Consider the following 21605-nt stretch of genomic DNA (forward strand, 5'->3'; position numbering starts at 1 on the left):
CCTATGCAACCTCAACGTTTTTTCCAAGCCAGTCTGATTGCACTGGCGATCAGCGCTTGCAGCCCAGCAGAGCCACCCAAACAACATGCAGAACCAGCCGGCACCTCGGCCATGGCCAGTCAGTCTGAGTCCGAGCGCCTGGCGGCATTTTTTGCACAAAGCTACAAGGAGGACTTACAGCGTTCTCCGATGACACAAAGCTATCGCGGATTGAAATGGGACTACGGTAAATGGGATGACGTTTCAGAACAGGCAGCAGAGCGTGAAGCCGCCTTGTATACCCAGCGCCTGAGTCAGGTTGCGCAGTTTGACATGAGCCAGCTGAGCGAACAGGAAAAGTTGAGCCTGACCTTGTATCGTCTGGATCTGGAGCGCAAGCTGGCCAATGATAAGTTCCGTCATCATAGCTATATTATGGATCAGTTCAGCGCCTGGCATACCCTGGTACCCAGCTTTCTGATCAATATTCATCGTATTACTGACAGCAGTGATGCCAACGCTTACGTTGCCCGTTTAGATGCGGTTAAACCCTTATTTGAGCAAGTGATTGAGCAATTAAAGATCCGTGAAAAGCTCGGCGTTTTCCCGCCTAAGTGGTCTTATGATCAAATGGTTGTGGCTTCACAAAACGTAATCAGTGGTGCGCCGTTTGATGACACCGAGGCTAACTCCACCATTTGGAACGACTTCAGCACCAAGCTGGACGCCTTGAATCTGCCTGAAGCAGACAAACAGTCCTTATTGGATGCCGCCAAGCGGGCCTTATTGGAAAAAGTTAAACCGGCCTATGAACTGATGATTGCCGAACTTAAACATCAGCAAGCACTCTCCCCTGCTGGTGACGGTGTATGGCGCCTGCCGGATGGCGATAGTTGGTATGACAATCGACTGAACTGGTTTACCACCACAGATTTAAACGCCGAACAAGTGCATCAGTTAGGCCTTGAGAATGTGCAGCGCATTCACCAACAAATGCGCCAGATCATGAAGAAGGTAAATTTTGAGGGCGACCTGCCGGCCTTCTTTGAATTTATGCGCACCGACCCGCAATTCTATTATCCCAACACGGATGAAGGCCGGGCACAGTATCTGAGTGAAGCAAAAAAACTGATAGATATCATGGGCGAGCAGCTACCGGATTACTTTGGTCTGATTCCACAATCCGACATGATCGTCAAACGGGTAGAAGCATTCAGAGAGAAATCCGCCGGCAAAGCCTTTTATCAAAGCCCGGCACAAGATGGCAGTCGTCCGGGAATTTATTACGCCAATCTGTACGATATGAATAATATGCCCATCTATCAGATGGAAGCCTTGGCCTATCACGAAGGGATCCCAGGCCACCATATGCAACGTGCCATTACCCAGGAGCTGCAAGGCATACCTGACTTTCAAAAGTATGCCTCGTTCACGGCCTACACCGAAGGTTGGGGACTGTATACCGAAGAGCTGGCCAAAGACATGGGCTTCTATCAGGATCCTTATTCCGACTTTGGTCGTTTAGCCATGGAACTGTGGCGCGCCTGTCGCCTGGTGGTCGACACCGGTATGCACAGCAAGAAGTGGAGTCGCGAACAGGCCATTCAGTATCTGTTGGACAATACCCCCAACCCCAAAGGAGATGTGGTAAAAGCCATTGAACGTTATATTGCCATGCCAGGGCAAGCCACCGCCTATATGGTAGGTAAGTTGAAGATCATGCAATTGCGACAAGAGGCCATGGACGAACTGGGCGATAAGTTTGATTTTCGCGGTTTCCATGATGAAGTGCTGAAAAACGGCCCCCTGCCACTGAATTTACTGGAAGCTAACGTCAAGACCTGGGTAGCAAAACAAAAGGTCTGATAAGCACAGAAAAGTCCGGTCATACCGGACTTTTCTAATTTTGCCGCTCTTATACACTTATTATTTGCCTTGATTGCAAAGGAATCTTCTTAGCAATGTTTTTTCGAAAGCAAAGTCCGCCTGCCTCGGTCAATGCAGACATGGCAACAAAACAGCAACGTTATGAAGCGCTAGTGCAGGCCCTTCATGGCGATATATACAGATATGCATACTGGTTGGTGGGAAATAAAGCCGTCGCCGAGGACATAGTGCAGGAAACCTTTCTGCGCGCCTGGAAGTCATTGGATTCCTTATTGGATGAAAAGGCCGCCAAGTCCTGGTTGATCACTATTCTTCGCCGTGAAAACGCCCGTCGTTTCGAGCGTAAACAATTTGATTTGGTTGATATGGATGACTATAGCCTGGCGGATGACGGCCCGGATCAGGATGCCCAGCTACAACAACGGGAAATTCATCAACTTATCGCATCATTGGCGGAAGAATATCGTGAACCTTTGATGTTACAGGTGATATTTGGCTACAGCGGAGAGGAAATAGCCGAGCAACTGGCCCTTAACAAGAACACCGTGATGACCCGCTTGTTCAGAGCCAGAAACCAAATCAAAGATGCCCTTGAACAGGCATCTGCACGCCGAGGACGTAAAAATGGATGATTTAGAATTTCGCCGCGCCATTTATGCCGATCCTCATCAACATGACGAAAGGCTCAAACAGGCGGCTGCACAGGATCCCGCCAAAGCCCAGGCTTGGCAGGAAGCCAAATGGTTGGATGAAAAAGTGCAAAAAGCGGCCCAAGTGGCCGTACCTGATGGGCTAGCTCAGCGTTTGTTGCTGCGCCAATCCATGCAAGCTTATCGTCAGCAAAAACAGCAACGACACTGGTATATGGGGCTTGCCGCCTCATTGCTGTTGATGGTGGGGTTAACCTTTACCTTCTGGCAACCCGGCCAGGTGGATGTGGCAGAAAATGCATTGGCGCATATTTACCATGAACATAAGGCCCTGGAGGTAGATGAGAACCTCAGCCTTGCTCAGGTCAATGCCAAACTGGCCAGCTTTGGTGGCGAGTTTGTGGCCGATATAGGTAAAGTCTATTACGCCAATTTTTGCGACTTCAAAAACACCAAGAGCCTGCATATGGTGCTGGACAGTCCTGAGGGTAAAATCACGGTTTTTATTGTGCCACACAATGAAAAGCAGAAGCTGTCTGAACGCTTCAGCAACCATGAATACCAGGGCAAGACGCTCAATATGCAGCGGGCCAGTTTGATTCTGGTCGGCAATAAGCAGCAAAAATTGTCGTCACTGGAAGAAAGCCTGAAAGCCAAACTTCGCTTTTCGGCCTGACAAGGTATTAAGTGGGGCCCTTGCGGCCCCTTCTTACTCGCTTTGAAGACCCGTTAACAAATAATTTAAGTTTGGCAGTTGACAGATTTTTATGCTGTTGGCAAAGTACCCCCTTAACCCCCGCACCGGAGAAGGCCAATGAACAAGTCAGCGTCCTCTAAGCAGATGATCCTCTGCGTTGCTGATATTGCGTCCAGGCTCCCGGTGATTTGTTCCATTGCTCGAATTTGCCGATTTATTCGATAACAAATTTGCGCGGGAGCCCCGCTAAATTACTTAGCAATCCTTAACTAAATCCGGGCTTTTTGCCCAACCTTTTTCTTGCTCAGGCATTGATCCGCCTGTCGACCTTGGTACTTGTGCACTCACAAGATCCTGGCCGGCCCGGCGCTTCTCGCTTTTTATTATTTGGAACAGTTATGACGGAACACACTCAACGTCCATCACTCTATCAGCTGTTTAAACAAGCCCTGCGTGGCGATGTACAGCATGATTTTACCAAGGGCTCTATTGGTATCGCGGCGTTCTTACTGGCCGTACCTATGGTGTTGGAAATGGCGATGGAATCCATTTTCGCTATTGTCGACATTTTCTTTGTTGCTTCTCTGGGGTTTGAAGCGGTCGCCGCCGTTGGACTGACCGAGGCAGTACTAACACTTCTGTATGCCGTGGCCATTGGCCTAAGTATGGGAATCACCGCCCTGGTCGCAAGGCGCATCGGCGAAGGTAATCCACACAAAGCCAATCAGGTCGCAGGCCAAGCTCTGTGGGTGGGTATGCTGGTCTCTATGCTGGTAGCCTTTATCGGCCTGGTCTATTCCCAGGATATCCTGAGATTAATGGGCGCTGACGAAAAGGTACTGGCAGTGGGGGCAGACTACACACTAGTGATGTTATGTGGCTCGATAACCATACTGTATTTATTTTTAATTAACGCCATTTTCCGTGGTGCCGGTGACGCATCCGTGGCCATGCGTTCCCTGTGGCTGGCAAACGGCTTGAATATCGTTCTGGACCCTTTGCTAATCTACGGTATCGGCCCCTTCCCGGAAATGGGCGTAACAGGTGCGGCGGTCGCGACCACCATAGGCCGGGGCGTTGGCGTGCTGTATCAGCTTTACCACCTACGCGGCCATGCCAGCCGTATTAAAGTGGGACTGGCTGAGCTCAAACCCCAGCTTGATGTCATGTTAGGGCTGGTAAAGGTCAGTGTCGGAGGCATCCTGCAATTCTTGATTGCTACCGCCAGTTGGATTGCCTTGGTGCGTATCGTCTCCACCTATGGCAGTGCTGCGGTGGCGGGCTACACCATTGCCATTCGGGTGGTGATCTTTACTATCCTGCCTGCCTGGGGGTTAAGTAACGCAGTGGCCACTCTGGTAGGACAAAATCTGGGAGCGGGAAAACCTGATCGTGCCGAGCAGTCAGTTTGGCGTATCGCCCGGTACAACCTGTACTTTATGCTAAGCGTGGCAGTGATCTTTATCCTGTTTGCCGAGTTTATTATCGGGCTGTTTACCAGCGATCCGGCCGTGATCAGCGACGGGGTTAACTGTTTACGCTTTGTGGCTTACGGTTACGGCTTTTACGGTATAGGTATGATAGTGGTACAGGCTTTCAATGGCGCAGGAGATACCATGACCCCAACCCGGATTAACTTCCTGTGTTATTGGATGCTGCAAATTCCCCTGGCCTATGGCCTGGCAAAATACGCTGGTCTTGGCACCAACGGTGTCTTTATGGCTATCACTATTGCGGAGTCCTTACTGGCCGTTGTCGGCATCTGGTATTTCCGCCGCGGACAATGGAAAACTCAGACGGTATAAACCAGAAAGCCCTGATATTCAGGGCTTTTTTATGACAACAGACAAACGTCATTGGTCGCCAAATATCCCCCATTAACCCTAACGGTTCGCCTCGATGGTACGATTTAGCGACGCGCAGGTGTATGGTCAAAAAGGCAACATTCTTCCCAATCCAATGGAACAAAAAAATGAAAAAAATCTCACTCCTATGGCTGGTTGGCCTGGTGGTATGGACGAGTATTAGCAGTAGCGTCTATGCCGATGACAAAAAGGCCGAACAAGCACGGGCGGATTATATTCGCTCACACTATGCCAAATATGAATATCAGATCCCCATGCGCGACGGCACGAAATTGTTTACTTCCGTCTATGTGCCTTACGACAAATCACAAAAGTACCCCATTTTGATGCAGCGCACCCCGTATCGGGTCGCACCTTATGGTGCCAGCAATTACAAAAAGGCCCTGGGCCCCAGTGAAATTTTTGAAAAAGAAGGCTTTATCTTCGTTTTTCAGGATGTGCGCGGCAAATTTATGTCCGAGGGCGACTACGTTAACATGCGCCCGCAAGATGCCTATAAGCGCGGCAGTAAAGCCACCGACGATGCCACCGACACCTACGATACCGTAGACTGGCTGGTGAAGAATGTGCCAAACAACAACGGCAATGTCGGTATGTGGGGCGTATCCTACCCCGGCTACTATACGTCAGTAAGCGCGATAAACAGCCACAAGGCATTGAAAGCCATTTCCCCTCAGGCGCCAATTGCAGACTGGTTCTTTGATGATTTTCATCGCAATGGTGCCTTTGTCACGCCCATGGCGTTTTTGTTCTTCGACAGCTTTGATAAACCCCGTGACGGCCTGCACTACGCCTGGCCCGAAAAAATGAAAGAACAAACCCCAGATGGTTATGATTTCTTCTTAAAGCTCGGCCCATTGAGTAATGTAAACAAAGACTATTTCAAAGGTGAGCGGCCGTTCTGGAATGAAGTCATTCAGCACCCGAACTACGATGAATACTGGCAGGCCCGTGATGTGCTGCAACATTTAAATAAGGTCAAACCTGCCACTTTAGTGGTTGGCGGCTGGTATGACACCGAAGACCTTTATGGTCCTCTGGCCACTTATCAAACCATGTCAAAGGGCAACGCCAAGGACAATGTGAAACTGATTATGGGCCCCTGGTTTCATGGCCAATGGAACCGCGGCAAGGGCGACAGCATGGGTGAAGCCCAGTTTGGCTTTGATACCAGCTTGTGGTTTCAGCAGCAGGTATTGCTGCCGTTTTTCAAACAGCATCTTAAAGATGGAAAATCAGCAGGCTTAGCCCGCGCCACCATGTTTGAAACCGGCGCAAACCGCTGGCGTGAGTTTGCTCAGTGGCCCCCCAAAGAAGGCCAAGACACCACCTTGTACTTTGGCGCCAACCAGCGTTTGCTGACCCAACCAGAAGCCCAAGGCGGCTATGCGGATTACATCAGTGACCCGAAGAAGCCCGTCCCTCATTCAGCCAAAATTAGTCGCGGCTGGGATCGTCCCTATATGACAGAAGACCAGCGTTTTGCTGCGCGGCGTACCGATGTACTGGTGTTTGAAACCGAGATCGCCGAGCAGGATATGACCCTGGCCGGCCCCATTGACCTGAACTTATGGGTATCCACCTCCCAGGGCGATGCTGATTTTGTGGTGAAACTGGTTGATGTATTTCCCGCTAAATTGGCGGATGATGATAAGGTCGACAGCGCCACAGGTAATCGCCATGAACTGGTACGCTGGGGCGTGATACGCGGCCGTTTTCGCGACAGCATGAGCGAGCCAAAGCCGTTTGAAGCCGGCAAACCCACTCAGGTCGCGTTCAAACTGGAAGATGTTTTACACACCATTAAACGTGGTCATAAGCTGCAAATTCAGGTGCAAAGCAGCATGTTCCCCTTTATTGATATGAACCCGCAAAAATACGTGGAGAATATCTTTGAGGCCACAGAATCCGACTTTGTTAAAGCCGAGCACAAGCTCTATCACAGCAAAGAGTACCCAAGCTCAATTCGTTTTAAACTGCTGAACTAAAACCAAACGCCACCTTAGGGTGGCGTTTTTCTTCGTTTAAGAAGAGAACAATGGCCTTTGCATGTCCCTATGCAGTATACCGCCATCATCGTACTCGGCACCTTCGCCAACAAATTGCCACTTAGAATAGAAACTCTGTAAATGGCTTTGCGCACTGAGCTTAAGCTGCGGAAATTCGGCAAGCTCAGCGGCCTTATCCAGCAACTGTTGCATCAGCGTGGCCCCGGCCCCACAGCCTCTGGCTGGAGGAGCTAGCACAATACGCTCAAACTTGTAGCACCCCTGCTTTTTATCCCCTCTTAGCCGCGCATAAGCCAGTAATTCTCCGTTTTCACTTTCACCGAGCAAATGCCAACTCTCCGCATCAAGGCCATCAATGTCGGTATAAATACTCTGCTGCTCAACAATAAAAACCTGTTGGCGCAGGGCAAACACCGCTTGTAACTCCAACAACTGTAATTGCTGGAATTTACACCAGCGCCATTCAACTTTCATACGCTCCTCTGGAGAAAAGATTAACGACTTGTTAGCATGATAATGCAATTAACTGAATTATCTCATTTTCTCGTCCGGCTTTAGTCGGACTATTTTTTGCTCGCTCCTCCATTAAAAAGGAGGTTTAGCGGATAGCTGGTTTAGAACCGGCGACTGGAATTGCTATCAGCAATTCGTTTGCTTGCAGTGAGAAAAACAACACAGGAGACCTTAGTGGAAACCGGCACCTTAATATCACTCGCCCTTTATTTTATTGCCATGCTTGGCATTGGCCTTTACGCCTTTCGCACATCAACCGACGACGTATCAGGTTATATGTTGGGAGGCAGGCGCTTAGGGCCAGGCATTACCGCCCTGTCGGCAGGCGCTTCAGATATGAGCGGTTGGATGCTGATGGGTTTGCCTGGCGCCATGTATGTGGCGGGTATTTCGCAAATTTGGATTGCCGTAGGCTTAGTGATTGGCGCCTTTTTAAATTATCTGATTCTGGCACCTCGCTTGCGGGTTTACACCGAAGTAGCCAATGACTCCATTACCATTCCCGATTATTTTGCCAATCGTTTTGAAGACAAATCTAAGGTTCTCCGTATCCTGTCGTCATTAGTGATCATTGTATTTTTTACCCTCTATACCTCGGCCAGCCTGGTGGCAGGCGGTAAATTATTCGATAGTTCCTTTGGCATGGATTACAGCACCGGATTGTTTGTTACCGCCGGAGTAGTCGCAGCCTACACCCTGTTTGGTGGTTTTCTGGCGGTCAGCATGACCGACTTCGTGCAAGGCTGCATTATGTTTCTGTCACTGGTGTTAGTACCTGTGGTGGCCTTCACCCATTTAGGCGGCATTGAACAAGTCAGTACCGATGTAAGCCAGATTAACAGTGCCATGCTGGATCTCTTTACTAATGCCAAAACCGGCGAAGCATTAAGTGCCTTGGGGGTGATTTCACTATTAGCCTGGGGATTGGGTTACTTTGGTCAGCCACATATTATTGTGCGCTTTATGGCTATTAGCTCGGTGAAAGCCATTCCCACCGCACGGCGCATTGGTATGAGCTGGATGATAGTATCCATTATTGGCGCACTGGCCACCGGGTTTGTCGGCGTGGCTTATGTGGCCCAAACCAAGATGACACTGGACGATCCGGAAACCATTTTTGTGGTGTTTTCACAATTTCTGTTTCATCCATTAATCGGCGGTTTCCTGCTAGCGGCCATTTTGGCTGCCATCATGAGCACCATCTCCTCGCAATTGTTGGTGACATCCAGCTCCCTTACCGGCGACTTCTACCAAGCCTTCTTGCGTAAGGATGCCAGCCAGAGTGAGCTGGTACTGGTTGGTCGCATTTCGGTATTAGTGGTTTCCATTGTAGCCATTGCCCTGGCCTGGGATCCGCAAAATACCATTTTGAATCTGGTCAGTAACGCCTGGGCAGGTTTTGGCGCTGCCTTCGGACCTGTGATTATCATCAGTTTGTTCTGGAAACGCATGACTCGGGCGGGCGCCCTTGCCGGCATGCTGGTAGGTGCCGGTACCGTGTTGTTCTGGATATACTCGCCGGTCACGATAGACGGTCAGTCACTAAGTAGCTGGATGTATGAAATCGTACCGGGCTTTATTCTTTGCACGGTTGCCGTGGTGCTAGTCAGCCTCTTTACTCGCCCCCCCAGCCAGGCCATGCAGGACACCTTTACCAGGATGGAAAATAAACTCCAGGCGGAACAAGCCTGACAATTGACCCGGCGACTGCCGGGTTAATTTTTTATTACTCACAATTAACATCTTATGTGGTAACTTAATGCAGATAGGTTTAACAGGACAGTAAAGCTAACATGGCGTTTTTTGCGGCACGGCAACCCATTCTGGATAAAGAAAAAAAGCTGATTGCTTATGAGTTGTTGTTCAGGGAAAGTCTGAAAAATGTGTTTCCAGATATCGGCGAAGATATTGCCACATCGAAGATCATCGAAGGTCTGCAATTTAACCTGGGTTTGGATACCCTTACCGAGAATAAATTAGCCTTTATCAACTTCACCCAGGAAACCCTGTTGCAGCGTTACCCCTTGATGCTGCCAAAAGAGCAGTTGGTGGTGGAAATTCTCGAGTCCGTCCCCCCAACCCGCCAACTGTTGGAAGCCTGCAAAGAGTTCAAAGCAAAAGGGTATAAAATAGCGCTGGATGATTACGTGCATAAAAATGTCTGGCTGCACTTTTTCCCTTACGTCGATATTATCAAAGTTGACTTGCGCGACAGCACAGTGGTGCAAATTGACCAGATAAGAAAGGCTGCCGCCGCCTTCCCGAACATTAAACTCTTGGCCGAAAAAGTTGAAACCCACGAAGAGTTTCACCAGGCTATCGAAATGGGCTTTAGCTACTTTCAGGGCTATTTTTTCAGCAAACCTGAAGTCATGCGTAGCCGCACATTGGATCCTTCGCAGCTCACTATTGCACGGTTAATGACAGAGCTTTCCAGCGATGAACCCGATATGGAAGCCATCAGTAAGGTGTTTGAAACCGACGTCAATCTGTCATTTAAACTGCTGCGCTACGCCCAATCGCCGCTGTTCAAACGGCGAAACGATATCGTTAATATCAAACAGGCCATTATTACCCTGGGATTGCAGGAATTAAGACGCTTTGTCTCGCTGCTCTTTACTGCCCAATTCTCAGATCGTAAACCAGCGGCCCTGACCGTGATGTCTCTGGTACGTGCCAGATTTTGTGAACATCTGTCCGCCCAACCCGGCCAAAACAGCAGTGAGGCCGGTGCATTTTTAACCGGCATGCTGTCGTTATTAGACGGTCTGCTGGATGCATCCTTGCCTGAGTTACTGGAAAAACTCCCCCTTAGCCTATCAATCAAAGCGGCATTGATAGCGGGTGAAGGCAGACTGGCAGAATATCTGGAAATGGCCAAAGCTTTTGAAGCTGCAGACTGGGGACGCGCCCAAAGCCTGGGCAAGCAATTGGATATGGGCATAGATAAGGTCACCCGCCTATATGTGGATTCGGTACGCTGGGCAACCGTCAGAGAGAATATGGGATAATACCAAGCAAATTTGACAGCTAAGTCAGACTTAACGAACATACCACCTCTAATTTGTATTATTAACCTGATATCTGCGTAATTAGCTCTGCTCAATCAGCATTACTTATAGCTATCTCGCATAGGCTGCTGGCATTTCTTTATGATAATGTTCTAAGCAGATACTTATCTTTGCCAAATTATACTGGACACGACATGGTCGCCATTCCCAACATTACCCATTTAAAGCAGCTGGAAGCCGAGAGCATCCATATTTTCCGTGAAGTTGCCGCCGAGTTTGAAAACCCGGTGATGCTATACAGCATAGGTAAAGATTCCTCCGTGCTGTTACACCTGGCCCGTAAGGCCTTTGCCCCCGGTCGTATTCCCTTTCCTTTATTGCATGTGGATACCACCTGGAAGTTTCGTGAAATGATTGAGTTTCGCGATCGTATGGCTGCCGAGCACAAACTGGATCTTATCGTGTATAAGAATCAGGAAGGGCTGGATATGAATATCAGTCCCTTTGTACATGGCAGCGCCAAACATACCGACATTATGAAAACCCAGGCGCTGAAAAAGGCCCTGGACAAGTACCAGTTTGATGCCGCTTTTGGCGGTGCTCGTCGCGATGAGGAAAAATCACGCGCCAAGGAACGGGTTTACTCTTTCCGTGACCAGAATCACCGCTGGGATCCAAAAAACCAGCGCCCCGAGCTGTGGAACATCTATAACTCCAAGGTCAATAAGGGTGAAAGCATCCGGGTATTCCCGCTGTCCAACTGGACCGAATTGGATATCTGGCAATATATCTATCTGGAAAACATTCAAATCCCCGAACTCTATCTGGCCAAGCAGCGCCCTGTGGTAGAGCGCGATGGCGTGCTGATCATGGTGGACGATGAGCGTATGCCCCTTAAAGAAGGCGAAGTCCCGCAGCAGGAATGGGTGCGTTTTCGTACATTGGGCTGCTACCCCCTAACAGGCGCAGTGCGCTCGCAAGCTGCCAGCCTGCCGGATGTGATTCAGGAAATGCTGTTAACCAAAACCTCTGAACGTCAGGGTCGGGTCATTGACCATGACAGTGCTGGCTCCATGGAAAAGAAAAAGATGGAGGGTTACTTCTGATGGCAAGCAATATTGTCTGGCACCAACATAAGGTGGGTAAAGCCGAGCGTAGCGAGCAAAAACAGCAAAAGCCGCTGGTGATCTGGTTAACCGGTCTGTCTGGCTCTGGCAAATCCACCATTGCCAATCTGCTTGAGCAAAAACTGGGCGCAGCGGGAAAGCACACTTACCTGCTGGATGGCGATAATATCCGTCACGGCCTCTGTGGTGACTTGGGCTTTTCCGACAAAGATCGGGTGGAAAATATTCGTCGTATCAGCGAAGTAGCGAAGTTGTTTGTGGATGCCGGGCTGATTGTTATCACCGCCTTTATTTCCCCTTTTCGTGCCGACCGCGACTTTTGCCGTCATTTATTAGATGAGCAGGAATTTGTTGAAGTCTATATCGACACGCCGCTTAGTGTCTGTGAACAGCGCGATCCTAAAGGCCTGTATCAGAAAGCCAGAGCCGGTGATATTAAAGATTTTACCGGTATAGACTCTGCCTACGAGGCGCCGCAGGCCCCTGAGATCCATCTGGAATATCAGGACGGGCAGACTGCCGAGCAATCCGCTGAACAACTGATTGCCGCCCTTAAGGCGAAAGGATACCTGGCATGAGTGACACCTTAGCGCTTACTGAACAGGTCAGTCGCATTGCCCGCGCTGCCGGTAACGCCATCCTAACTATCTACCAGCAGGATTTTGCTATCTACGATAAAGCAGATAAAAGTCCGTTGACCGAAGCCGATCTCGCTGCTCACCACATCATAGTGGCGGGTCTTCAAGAGATAAGTGATTTACCCATTTTGTCGGAAGAGTCAGCCGCTATTAGCTGGGATGAACGCCGCAGTTGGAAACGCTACTGGCTGGTTGATCCGCTGGATGGCACCAAGGAATTTATCAAAAAAAATGGCGAATTCACCGTCAATATCGCGCTGATTGAAAACGGCCATCCGGTGCTGGGCGTGGTATTCGCGCCGGTGCTAGATAGCTTATATGTGGGTGTCGTCGGCGAGCGGGCCTATAAAGAGAACCAAGGACAGCGTACAGCACTCAAGCCGGCTTTGCACCAGCCAGGTGACATATGGAAAATTGTTGGCAGTCGCTCGCACCAAAGCCCTGAGATTGAAGCCTTTCTGGCAAAACTGGAAGGCGATAAAGAGCTGGTGGCCATGGGCAGTTCACTTAAGCTGTGTCTGGTCGCAGAGGGCCTTGCCCATTTATATCCAAGGCTTGGGCCTACCAGCGAGTGGGATACCGCCGCGGCCCATGCTGTGGTGCTGGCCGCCGGTGGCAATGTTACCGAATTGGCCGCAGGCCAGCGCATTGATGAGGCAACTCAGCCGCTGGTCTACAACCAAAAAGAATCCTTGTTAAACCCGTTTTTTCTGGTCAGCGCACACGCGTCTGGTCAATGAGTACAGTCAGCCATGAACAATCAAAACGAACTTCTTCAGCAGGATATTCTTCAGTATCTGGAACAACACGAGCGTAAGGACCTATTACGTTTTTTAACCTGTGGCAGTGTGGATGACGGTAAAAGCACCCTGATTGGTCGTTTACTGCATGACTCCAAAATGATCTATGAAGATCAACTGGCCGCCATCAGCAAAGACAGCAAAAAAGTCGGCACCACAGGTGACGAAGTGGACCTGGCCTTATTGGTTGATGGTCTGCAATCCGAGCGTGAGCAAGGCATTACTATTGATGTGGCGTACCGGTATTTCTCCACCGATAAGCGTAAGTTCATCATTGCCGATACCCCCGGGCATGAACAATACACCCGTAACATGGTAACCGGCGCGTCTACTTGTGACCTGGCGATTATCCTTATCGATGCCCGTGGTGGGGTTAAAACCCAGACCCGTCGTCACTCCTTTTTGGTGTCATTGCTTGGCATCAAGCATGTGGTGGTGGCCATCAACAAAATGGATCTGATGGACTTTGACCAGGATGTGTTCAACAAGATTCGTGAAGACTATCTGCAACTGGCCAAACAGTTAGCCATTCCGGATATTCACTTTGTGCCTATGTCCGCTTTAAAAGGCGACAACGTGGTCAACCGCTCGGACAAAATGCCCTGGTATCAGGGCCAAACCCTGATGCAATTGCTGGAAAACATTGAGATTGCCAAGGATGTTAACCAGACCGATTTCCGTTTCCCCGTGCAATACGTTAACCGTCCGGATCTGAATTTCCGCGGTTTTGCCGGCACAGTGGTATCAGGCCAGATCAAACCCGGTGATGAGATCACTGCCCTGCCCTCGGGCAAAACCTCCAGGGTTAAAGACATAGTGACCTTTGAAGGTAACTTAGCCGAGGCCTATGCCCCGTTGGCCGTGACTCTGACACTGGAAGACGAAATCGACATCTCTCGTGGCGATATGATCGTCAAGTCCGACAATCTGCCACTGCAATCCACGGCATTTCGTACTCATTTGGTATGGATGGCGGAAGAGCCGTTGATGCCCAACAAGCAATACGAGTTTAAGTTTGCGACTAAATCTGTCAGTGGCTCGGTTAAAGAGCTGGATTATCAGATTGATGTAAACAGCATGGCCCACAAAGATGCGGTGCATTTGCATCTGAATGAAATTGCCGTCGGTGAGATTAAGCTGACTCAACCGGTTGCGTGCGACCCCTATCAGCAAAACCGTAAAACCGGGGCCTTTATCATTATCGACCGCCTGACCAATGGTACAGTGGGGGCTGGTATGATTATCGAGGCCTTGCAGGGTAAAGCTCAGGAGTCGAACACATACTCGGAATTTGAACTGGAGTTCAATGCCCTGGTACGCAAACACTTCCCCCACTGGCAGGCGCTGGACATCAGCAAACTCTGAGTAGACAAAGATGGACATAAACCAGCTACTGGTTGGCGGAACATTTTTTGCCACCATCGCCGCTTTGGCCCTGACCGACAAACGCCCGTCGGCCATCTTCGCCATGGCGGTGCTGGTCTTGCTGGCAACCGGCCAGCTTAGCCTGGCGCAGGTCAGCCATGGCCTGACTAACCAGGGGCTACTGACCTTAGTGCTGCTGCTTTTGGTCAGTAATGCCATCGACAAAACCTCGTTGATTAAACGGCTGGGGAGAAAACTGGTCACCAGCCGCTATGCGCAAAGCTACTGGCGGCTATTTGGCGTTACCTTTGCGTCATCAGCCTTGCTGAACAACACGGCCATTGTCGCCAGCCTGATTGGCCCGGTAAAACAAAACCAGTTTCATCCACCGTCGCGTTTGTTAATTCCCCTGTCCTACGCCGCTATTTTAGGCGGTACGGTGACCTTAATTGGCACCTCCACCAACCTGATAGTGGACAGTTTTCTGATTGAGCAAGGCCACAGCGGTTTTGCCTTTTTGGACTTCACCTTATATGGCCTGACGGCCGGGCTTGCCTGTGGTTTATTGATGTTTTTTATATCGCCCTTACTGCCGGCCATTGCAGTAACAGAAGCCGATTACAAACAGTACTTTATCGAAGCCAAGGTAGATGCCAGCTCCTCATTGGTAGGGAAAACCGTTGAAGAAAACCACCTGCGTAACCTACCCGAGCTGTTTTTGGTGGAAATCGTCAGAAGCGGCCATCTGATAAGCCCGGTTACACCGGAAATGCTGATTGAAGCTAACGATAAGTTGATCTTCTCAGGTAATGTAAAACGGGTAGACAGCCTTAGTCATATTGATGGCTTAAACTTGTTTGCTGAGTCTAACGGTTTGCTGCGCGAAAACCTCACCGAAGTGGTGATCTCCAACCGTGCCCAGCTGATCGATAAAACCCTTAAACAAATTGGTTTTCGCGCCATGTTTGATGCGGCCGTGGTGGCCATACGTCGTGACGGTGAAAACCTGTCGGGCAAGTTAGGGGAAATTAAATTACAAGCCGGTGATAACCTGCTGCTGGCCACAGGACCAGATTTCGCCAGTCGTAATAACCTGTCCAAAAACTTCTTTATCCTTACCGAACATACGCTGGCCCGTAAGCTCACGCCGCTGCAGGAAAAGCTCACATTAGGCGGCTTCCTGCTAACCGTCTTGCTCAGTGCCACCTCGGTCCTGCCACTGGCGGTGGGGCTAGTGTTCTTCCTGGCGCTGCTGGTTTTCTCTGGGATAAGTTCAGGCAATGAGATTAAACGTAATATACCGCTGAATCTGATGATGGTGATTGTTGGGTCACTGGCCATGGCTACCGCCTTACAACAATCTGGCGTCATTGACAGCCTAAACCAATGGTTACTGCCCTATCTGCAGGGCAGTAGCCCCTTTGTGGCGCTGGTGGTGATCTATCTGCTCACCCTGCTCCTGACCGAGCTGGTTACGAATAATGCCGCGGCGGCACTGATGTTTCCATTTGCCTGGGGCCTGGTGCAACTGTTGGATGCACCGGTATTGCCTTTTGCCCTGGCGGTCGCCTTTGCCGCCAGTGCCAGCTTTATCTCGCCCTGGGGCTATCAAACCAACTTGTTAGTATTTAGTGCCGCTAATTATAAATTCAGCCACTTTGCCAAATTTGGTTTGCCCATCTCGATACTCTATTCGAGCATCGTATTAATCATGCTCAAATTCAGTTTTGGGCTCTGATGGCTGACAGCGGCATCTAAACACTTCAGGTCGTTTAGTCCTTAGATGGCTCCTGTTACATAAATAGAAGGCCCGCATAAAGCGGGCCTTCTACATAAGCATTGGTGATTAAGCCTTACGCCAAGTGGTACCTTGCGGGCCATCTTCGAGCACTACGCCCATGTCGGTCAAAGCATTACGTGCCACATCCGCCGCCGCCCAGTCTTTGGCCGCTCTGGCGTCGGTGCGAGCCTGGATCAAACGCTCAATCTCAGCCACATCAACACCTTCTTCCATGCCGGATTGCAGGAAAGCATTGGCATCGCCCTGCAGCAAACCTAATACGCCAGCCAGCTTCAGCAGCACACCGGCCAGTTTTGCAGCTTCCACAGGCTCGCCTTTATGTTTGTTGATATCACGGGCTAACTCAAACAGCACGGAGAACGCCTCCGGGGTATTAAAGTCATCGTCCATAGCCGCGTTAAAGCGCGCCATATAACCGCCATAGGCAATATCAACACTTTGGTCTGCCTCAACATCTCTAAGCGCCGTATACAAACGCTCCAAGGCCGCCCTGGCTTGCTTAATATTGTCCTCTGAGTAATTAAGCTGACTGCGGTAATGGGCACTTAACAGGAAATAACGCAGGGTTTGGGCATCATATTCTTTAAGAACATCGCGCAGGGTAAAGAAATTGCCCAGAGACTTACTCATTTTCTCCTGATTCACCTGCACCATGCCGGAGTGAACCCAATAGTTGGCAAATGGCTGGCTGGAGGCACAGCAGGACTGTGCAATTTCGTTTTCATGGTGAGGGAAAATCAGATCCGAACCGCCACCATGAATATCAAAGTGGCTGCCCAGGTGTTTTTCGCTCATGGCCGAGCATTCAATATGCCAGCCTGGACGGCCAGCGCCCCAGGGACTCTGCCAGCTCACCTCACCCGGCTTGGCTGACTTCCACAACACAAAGTCCAGTGGGTCGTCTTTGTCTTCGTTGACTTCAACCCTGGCGCCAGCCTGAAGCTGTTCCAGATCCTGACGACTGAGTTTGCCATATTCCTTAAAGGTACTGACATCAAACAGTACATCACCGCTTGGCGCCACATAGGCATGACCTTTTTCCACCAGCGTCTGGGTGATGGCAATAATCTCGTCCATATGGGTCGTCACGCGAGGTTCTACGTCTGCCGGCAGTAAATCAATCGCGGCAAAATCCTCGTGCATCATAGCAATAGTGCGTTCGGTCAGCTGTGCCGGGGTTTCCCCGTTCTCGGCCGCGCGGCGGATAATCTTATCGTCCACATCGGTAATATTGCGCACATAATTGACCTTGTAACCCAGATGGCGCAGATAGCGCACCATGGTATCAAAGCTTAGGTAGGTACGGGCATGGCCCATATGACAGAGGTCATAGACAGTGATACCACACACATATAACCCAACTTCACCTTGTTTGAGAGGTGTAAACAGCTCTTTTTGGCGGGTTAGGGTATTGAAAATGTGCAGCATCTACTGGTTCCTGTATAAGTGAAGATTCAGGGCGGAGTGTACCCGATTGATAAACAAAAATCCCGCCACAAAGGCAGGATTCACGGGTGAATTTGGCCCCGCTAGATACCTTATTATCGTCAGCCTGTGAACATCGCCAGAGATAGCAATAAGCCGCATCCTTTATCCGGCAATGGGATTTGTCAGTTCTCCTGGGCTGTGCTTTTAGGTAAACTTAGCGCCAATATTAAGCTAACGAGATAAAGCCACTATGAGTAAAGTTACCCTGAACACCAACTTTGGTGCTATCGAACTGACCATGTTGTCTGACAAAGCACCTAAGACAGTTGAGAACTTCCTGTCCTATGCCAAAGAAGGTTTCTACGACAACACCATTTTCCACCGTGTTATTGACGGCTTTATGATCCAAGGCGGCGGCATGGAACCTGGCATGCAGCAAAAATCCACCAAGGATCCTATTCAAAATGAAGCCAACAACGGTGTAGCTAACAACCGTGGTACCGTTGCGATGGCGCGCACGAATGATCCCCACTCAGCTACCTGTCAGTTCTTTATCAACGTAGCGGACAACAGTTTCTTAAACTTCCGTAGCGAAGATATGCAAGGTTGGGGTTATTGCGTGTTTGCTGAAGTGTCTAACGGCATGGACGTAGTGGATAAAATTCGTAAAGTGGATACTGGTCGCCACGGCTATCACGATGATGTACCCAATGAAGATGTGGTTGTTCAATCCGTTGAGGTGAGTGAATAAGCCATTGATGCAGCCAACGCTATTTATAGCCGACTTGCATCTTAGCGAAGACAGGCCTGATATTACTCAGGCCTTTATGCGTTTTATGCGCCAGCAAGCCACCAAGGCGCAGGCACTCTATGTCTTGGGTGATCTGTTTGAAGCCTGGATTGGCGATGATGACCAAAGCCCGTTTAACCAAGAGGTTAAACAAACATTCAGGCAACTGGTTGATAGCGGTGTACCGGTATTTTTTATCCACGGTAACCGGGATTTTCTGATTGGCCGCCGCTTTGCCAGGGAAACCGGCATCACCCTCTTGCCCGAACAGCAAGTCATTGAGCTTAACGGTGAGAAAGTGCTGATTATGCACGGCGACAGCTTGTGTACCCGCGATGAGGTGTTTATGGCCTTTCGCAAGAAATCCCGGGGTTGGTGGTGGCCTCGCCTGATGCTGAGCATGCCGTTGTGGTATCGCCGCCGGGTGGCGCGAAATGCCAGGGCTAGAAGCAAACAGCACAATGCCAACAAACCCGAATACATTATGGATGTTACGCCCAGCGAGGTGGAACGTGTGATGCGTGAGGCAGGCGTATTCACCCTCATTCACGGCCATACTCACAGACCTGCCACCCACCAGTTTATGCTGGATGGCCAGAATGCCACACGCATAGTGTTAGGTGATTGGTACAGCCAAAGCAGTTGTCTGACCGCTGACAACGCCGGCTTCTCTTTAACTGATGCGCCGCTCTAGCGGCGTATTGTTATCGCGTTTACCTTCCCAAATACATCAATAAAGCCGTCACACCCCATCGGCAAAAATGCCACAAATCCATCACCTAAACTTCATAAAACTGCAAGTGCAGTGTCAAACTGACTTGCTACTTTCTCTTAGATTTCTCGAACCAACCTCATGATTTCCTTGCTGTTTTGGCAGGGTTTGCCAAACAGGAAAAGTCACAACAACATTCAAGAACAAGAGAGAGGACCGCTTTATGTTTAGTCAGTCGAAACTTGCCGTGAGCATTCGCGCACTACTGATTGGTATCCCCATGATCACCTTGATCGCCTGCAGTGATGACGGCAAAGACGGCAGCAATGGCACAGATGGCAGCAACGGGTTGAGCAGCCTCACCAAAGTGATTGATATGCCAGCCAGTAATGAATGCCCGCACGGTGCCACAAAGATGCAAGCCGGCCTGGATAAGAACAATAACCAGCAGTTAGATGATGACGAAGTACAAAGCGAGTCCGTGGTCTGTTCTGCTGCCGCCGGCGCGCAGCCACTGGCCGCCACAGCCCGTATTCAGTTTGATAGCGTAGCCGCCCCCGCCAGCAACTATGAAAAACGCCAAATTCTGGTGGGCCAGGCTAAAGCCGTAGATGGCAACGAAACCCGCATGCTGGATGTGGGCTACCATATCCTGGCCCGCTCTGGTGACGAGTATGGCGATGTGGCCTTTGGTCAGTTGATTGACAGCAATGGTCAGCCCCTGTACTCCGAAGACGGTGCACGTAAGATTTCCGACTCCAACGAGTTCACCTCCTTGTTACCCATTGGCGACCGTTTGTTCTCTGTATCACAAATCGAATCACGCCCCGGCGCCATGTTTATGATGGAACTGGACCAGGACAAGAGCAACGGCGAATTGAGTGTGAAGAAGCTGTGGCAATTGGATATGTCCAACATTAACGGTGGTTGGGTGCATTGTGCCGGCTCAGTTACGCCCTGGAATACCCATTTCGCCTCAGAGGAATATGAGCCGGATGCCCGCTATCTGGTAACCGGACAAGACGCGCTGGATGACGGCTATTCCGCGCCTTTTATGGAATACCATAACAATGACGTCACTAAGTGGAACCCTTACCAGTTAGGTTGGCCTATTGAGATAGAAGTCGATGCCAGCCAGGCCACACCGGCAGCAGAGATGAGCAAGCACTACTCTTTCGGTCGTCTGGCTTACGAGCTGGCGTATGTTATGCCTGATCAAAAAACCGTGTATATGACCGATGACGGTACCAACGTGGGCTTGTATATGTATATCGCTGATGTGGCAGGCGATCTCACCGCTGGCACCTTGTATGCCATGAAATGGCAACAAACCAGTGCCGAAGGTATGGGAGCTGCCAACCTGAGCTGGATTGAATTGGGTCATGCCACTGACGAAGAAATCCGACCTTATGTTGACGGCAATACACAGCTTAAGTTTGCCGATATCTTTGATACGCTCGACCCGGTTGATGGCAACTGCGCCGCCGGCTACACCTCAGTCAACCAAAATGGCGTCGGCCAGGAATGCCTGAAGCTGAAAAGCGGTATGGAAAAAGTGGCCTCCCGCCTGGAAACCCGCCGCTATGCCGCCATGCTCGGTGCCACCACCGAACTGCGTAAAGAAGAAGGCATCACTTACGACGCTACCCGTAACAAGCTATATCTGGCCATGTCTGAAATTGGTCGTGGTATGGAAGACTTCGGTAAAAACGGTAGTGCCAGCAGCTCTTATGACAAAGGCGGCAACAACGATATCAAGATTGGCTACAACCAATGTGGTGGCGTGTATCAGTTGGATGTGTCCGCCGATAACGGTATTGGCTCTGACTATGTGGCAAAAAATATCAGCGGTTTGATTCAGGGTGTTCCTGCCGTGGCTGGCATGGCCAACACCGCCACAGTGAAGGCTAACCCAGCCGAGTTTGCCAACGGCATGAACGACTGTCATATCGACGGTATCGCCAACCCAGATAACGTCACTTATATGACCGGCCATGACACCCTGATCATCGGGGAAGATACTGGTAGCGGTCACCAGAATGACGTGATTTGGGCCCTTGATCTGCAAACCCAGAAACTGTCGCGTATTCAAACCACACCTTACGGTTCAGAAACCACCTCACCTTACTGGTATCCGAACATTAACGGCTGGGCCTACCTGACCAGTGTAATCCAGCACCCTTACGGGGAATCTGATGGCGACAAGGACACAGGCACAGGTGAGAGCCGTGCCTACACCGGTTATGTCGGTCCATTCCCGGCTAAGTCTGAATAAAACATTAGCTTGATGATATCAACTGGGGGCGCATGCCCCCTTTTTGTGTATTGATAAA

General features: G+C 50.1%; 17 protein-coding genes. 15 read left to right on the top strand and 2 right to left on the bottom strand.

Annotated elements, in window-relative coordinates; translation table 11 throughout:
- Window positions 1–3 precede the first annotated feature (3 nt).
- The 5 genes from IEX02_RS17205 (at window position 4) to IEX02_RS17225 (ending at window position 7066) form a co-directional block, all read left to right on the top strand.
- On the top strand, window positions 4–1845 hold the full coding sequence (locus IEX02_RS17205) for a DUF885 domain-containing protein (RefSeq protein ID WP_188698051.1): 1842 nt from the start codon (window positions 4–6) through the stop codon (window positions 1843–1845).
- Window positions 1846–1940: 95 nt separating this feature from the next.
- Window positions 1941–2498, top strand: coding sequence for a sigma-70 family RNA polymerase sigma factor (locus IEX02_RS17210; protein WP_188698053.1), 558 nt, complete (start codon window positions 1941–1943; stop codon window positions 2496–2498).
- Window positions 2491–3192: a DUF3379 family protein gene (locus tag IEX02_RS17215; RefSeq protein ID WP_188698055.1), complete on the top strand. Its 702-nt coding sequence runs from the start codon at window positions 2491–2493 to the stop codon at window positions 3190–3192. The genes IEX02_RS17210 and IEX02_RS17215 overlap by 8 nt, the downstream gene beginning before the upstream one ends.
- Window positions 3193–3611: 419 nt before the next feature.
- Window positions 3612–5018 (top strand): MATE family efflux transporter, encoded by a 1407-nt coding sequence (locus IEX02_RS17220; protein WP_188698057.1) that lies wholly within the window; start codon window positions 3612–3614, stop codon window positions 5016–5018.
- A 167-nt stretch (window positions 5019–5185) separates the two neighbouring features.
- Complete coding sequence (locus IEX02_RS17225) at window positions 5186–7066, top strand: CocE/NonD family hydrolase (RefSeq protein WP_188698059.1); 1881 nt, start codon at window positions 5186–5188, stop codon at window positions 7064–7066.
- 36 nt (window positions 7067–7102) lie between these two features.
- On the opposite strand, the gene IEX02_RS17230 is transcribed toward IEX02_RS17225, so the two are convergent.
- The gene (locus IEX02_RS17230; protein WP_188698060.1) at window positions 7103–7561 is read right to left on the bottom strand and encodes a GNAT family N-acetyltransferase; all 459 of its coding nucleotides are present in this window, start codon (window positions 7559–7561) and stop codon (window positions 7103–7105) included.
- A gap of 213 nt (window positions 7562–7774) precedes the next feature.
- On the opposite strand from IEX02_RS17230, the gene putP reads away from it, so the two are divergent.
- The 7 genes from putP (at window position 7775) to IEX02_RS17265 (ending at window position 16279) form a co-directional block, all read left to right on the top strand.
- Complete coding sequence (putP, locus tag IEX02_RS17235) at window positions 7775–9292, top strand: sodium/proline symporter PutP (RefSeq protein ID WP_188698063.1); 1518 nt, start codon at window positions 7775–7777, stop codon at window positions 9290–9292.
- A 101-nt stretch (window positions 9293–9393) separates the two neighbouring features.
- Window positions 9394–10611, top strand: a complete 1218-nt coding sequence (locus IEX02_RS17240; protein ID WP_188698068.1) for an EAL and HDOD domain-containing protein — start codon at window positions 9394–9396, stop codon at window positions 10609–10611.
- Window positions 10612–10805: 194 nt separating this feature from the next.
- Window positions 10806–11717 (top strand): sulfate adenylyltransferase subunit CysD, encoded by a 912-nt coding sequence (gene cysD, locus IEX02_RS17245; protein WP_188698071.1) that lies wholly within the window; start codon window positions 10806–10808, stop codon window positions 11715–11717.
- Window positions 11717–12316, top strand: coding sequence for an adenylyl-sulfate kinase (gene cysC / locus IEX02_RS17250; protein WP_188698074.1), 600 nt, complete (start codon window positions 11717–11719; stop codon window positions 12314–12316). The genes cysD and cysC overlap by 1 nt, the downstream gene beginning before the upstream one ends.
- Window positions 12313–13116, top strand: a complete 804-nt coding sequence (gene cysQ / locus IEX02_RS17255; protein WP_188698076.1) for a 3'(2'),5'-bisphosphate nucleotidase CysQ — start codon at window positions 12313–12315, stop codon at window positions 13114–13116. The genes cysC and cysQ overlap by 4 nt, the downstream gene beginning before the upstream one ends.
- Window positions 13117–13128: 12 nt before the next feature.
- A complete protein-coding gene (gene cysN / locus IEX02_RS17260; protein ID WP_188698078.1) occupies window positions 13129–14541 on the top strand; it encodes a sulfate adenylyltransferase subunit CysN in 1413 nt (470 codons plus the stop codon).
- A 10-nt stretch (window positions 14542–14551) separates the two neighbouring features.
- Window positions 14552–16279 carry an SLC13 family permease gene (locus IEX02_RS17265; RefSeq protein ID WP_188698080.1) on the top strand — a complete coding sequence of 576 codons (1728 nt, stop codon included), beginning with the start codon at window positions 14552–14554 and terminating at the stop codon, window positions 16277–16279.
- A gap of 108 nt (window positions 16280–16387) precedes the next feature.
- Here IEX02_RS17265 and cysS read toward each other — a convergent pair whose 3' ends face one another.
- Complete coding sequence (cysS, locus tag IEX02_RS17270; protein ID WP_188698083.1) at window positions 16388–17770, bottom strand: cysteine--tRNA ligase; 1383 nt, start codon at window positions 17768–17770, stop codon at window positions 16388–16390.
- A 250-nt stretch (window positions 17771–18020) separates the two neighbouring features.
- On the opposite strand from cysS, the gene IEX02_RS17275 reads away from it, so the two are divergent.
- From IEX02_RS17275 to IEX02_RS17285, 3 genes are all read left to right on the top strand, one after another.
- On the top strand, window positions 18021–18521 hold the full coding sequence (locus tag IEX02_RS17275) for a peptidylprolyl isomerase (protein ID WP_188698086.1): 501 nt from the start codon (window positions 18021–18023) through the stop codon (window positions 18519–18521).
- Between the two features lie 7 nt (window positions 18522–18528).
- Complete coding sequence (lpxH, locus tag IEX02_RS17280; protein WP_188698091.1) at window positions 18529–19254, top strand: UDP-2,3-diacylglucosamine diphosphatase; 726 nt, start codon at window positions 18529–18531, stop codon at window positions 19252–19254.
- A 241-nt stretch (window positions 19255–19495) separates the two neighbouring features.
- On the top strand, window positions 19496–21547 hold the full coding sequence (locus tag IEX02_RS17285; RefSeq protein WP_229702277.1) for an alkaline phosphatase PhoX: 2052 nt from the start codon (window positions 19496–19498) through the stop codon (window positions 21545–21547).
- Window positions 21548–21605: the final 58 nt, after the last annotated feature.

Source organism: Bowmanella pacifica (assembly GCF_014645355.1).
GTDB lineage: Bacteria > Pseudomonadota > Gammaproteobacteria > Enterobacterales > Alteromonadaceae > Bowmanella > Bowmanella pacifica.

Bases quoted from the DNA above. Each gene is read 5' to 3' on its own strand.
- IEX02_RS17205 (WP_188698051.1), top strand. From the start codon at position 4: ATGCAACCTCAACGTTTTTTCCAAGCCAGTCTGATTGCACTGGCGATC.
- IEX02_RS17210 (WP_188698053.1), top strand. From the start codon at position 1,941: ATGTTTTTTCGAAAGCAAAGTCCGCCTGCCTCGGTCAATGCAGACATG.
- IEX02_RS17215 (WP_188698055.1), top strand. From the start codon at position 2,491: ATGGATGATTTAGAATTTCGCCGCGCCATTTATGCCGATCCTCATCAA.
- IEX02_RS17220 (WP_188698057.1), top strand. From the start codon at position 3,612: ATGACGGAACACACTCAACGTCCATCACTCTATCAGCTGTTTAAACAA.
- IEX02_RS17225 (WP_188698059.1), top strand. From the start codon at position 5,186: ATGAAAAAAATCTCACTCCTATGGCTGGTTGGCCTGGTGGTATGGACG.
- IEX02_RS17230 (WP_188698060.1), bottom strand. From the start codon at position 7,561: ATGAAAGTTGAATGGCGCTGGTGTAAATTCCAGCAATTACAGTTGTTG.
- IEX02_RS17240 (WP_188698068.1), top strand. From the start codon at position 9,394: ATGGCGTTTTTTGCGGCACGGCAACCCATTCTGGATAAAGAAAAAAAG.
- cysD (WP_188698071.1), top strand. From the start codon at position 10,806: ATGGTCGCCATTCCCAACATTACCCATTTAAAGCAGCTGGAAGCCGAG.
- cysC (WP_188698074.1), top strand. From the start codon at position 11,717: ATGGCAAGCAATATTGTCTGGCACCAACATAAGGTGGGTAAAGCCGAG.
- cysQ (WP_188698076.1), top strand. From the start codon at position 12,313: ATGAGTGACACCTTAGCGCTTACTGAACAGGTCAGTCGCATTGCCCGC.
- cysN (WP_188698078.1), top strand. From the start codon at position 13,129: ATGAACAATCAAAACGAACTTCTTCAGCAGGATATTCTTCAGTATCTG.
- IEX02_RS17265 (WP_188698080.1), top strand. From the start codon at position 14,552: ATGGACATAAACCAGCTACTGGTTGGCGGAACATTTTTTGCCACCATC.
- cysS (WP_188698083.1), bottom strand. From the start codon at position 17,770: ATGCTGCACATTTTCAATACCCTAACCCGCCAAAAAGAGCTGTTTACA.
- IEX02_RS17275 (WP_188698086.1), top strand. From the start codon at position 18,021: ATGAGTAAAGTTACCCTGAACACCAACTTTGGTGCTATCGAACTGACC.
- lpxH (WP_188698091.1), top strand. From the start codon at position 18,529: ATGCAGCCAACGCTATTTATAGCCGACTTGCATCTTAGCGAAGACAGG.
- IEX02_RS17285 (WP_229702277.1), top strand. From the start codon at position 19,496: ATGTTTAGTCAGTCGAAACTTGCCGTGAGCATTCGCGCACTACTGATT.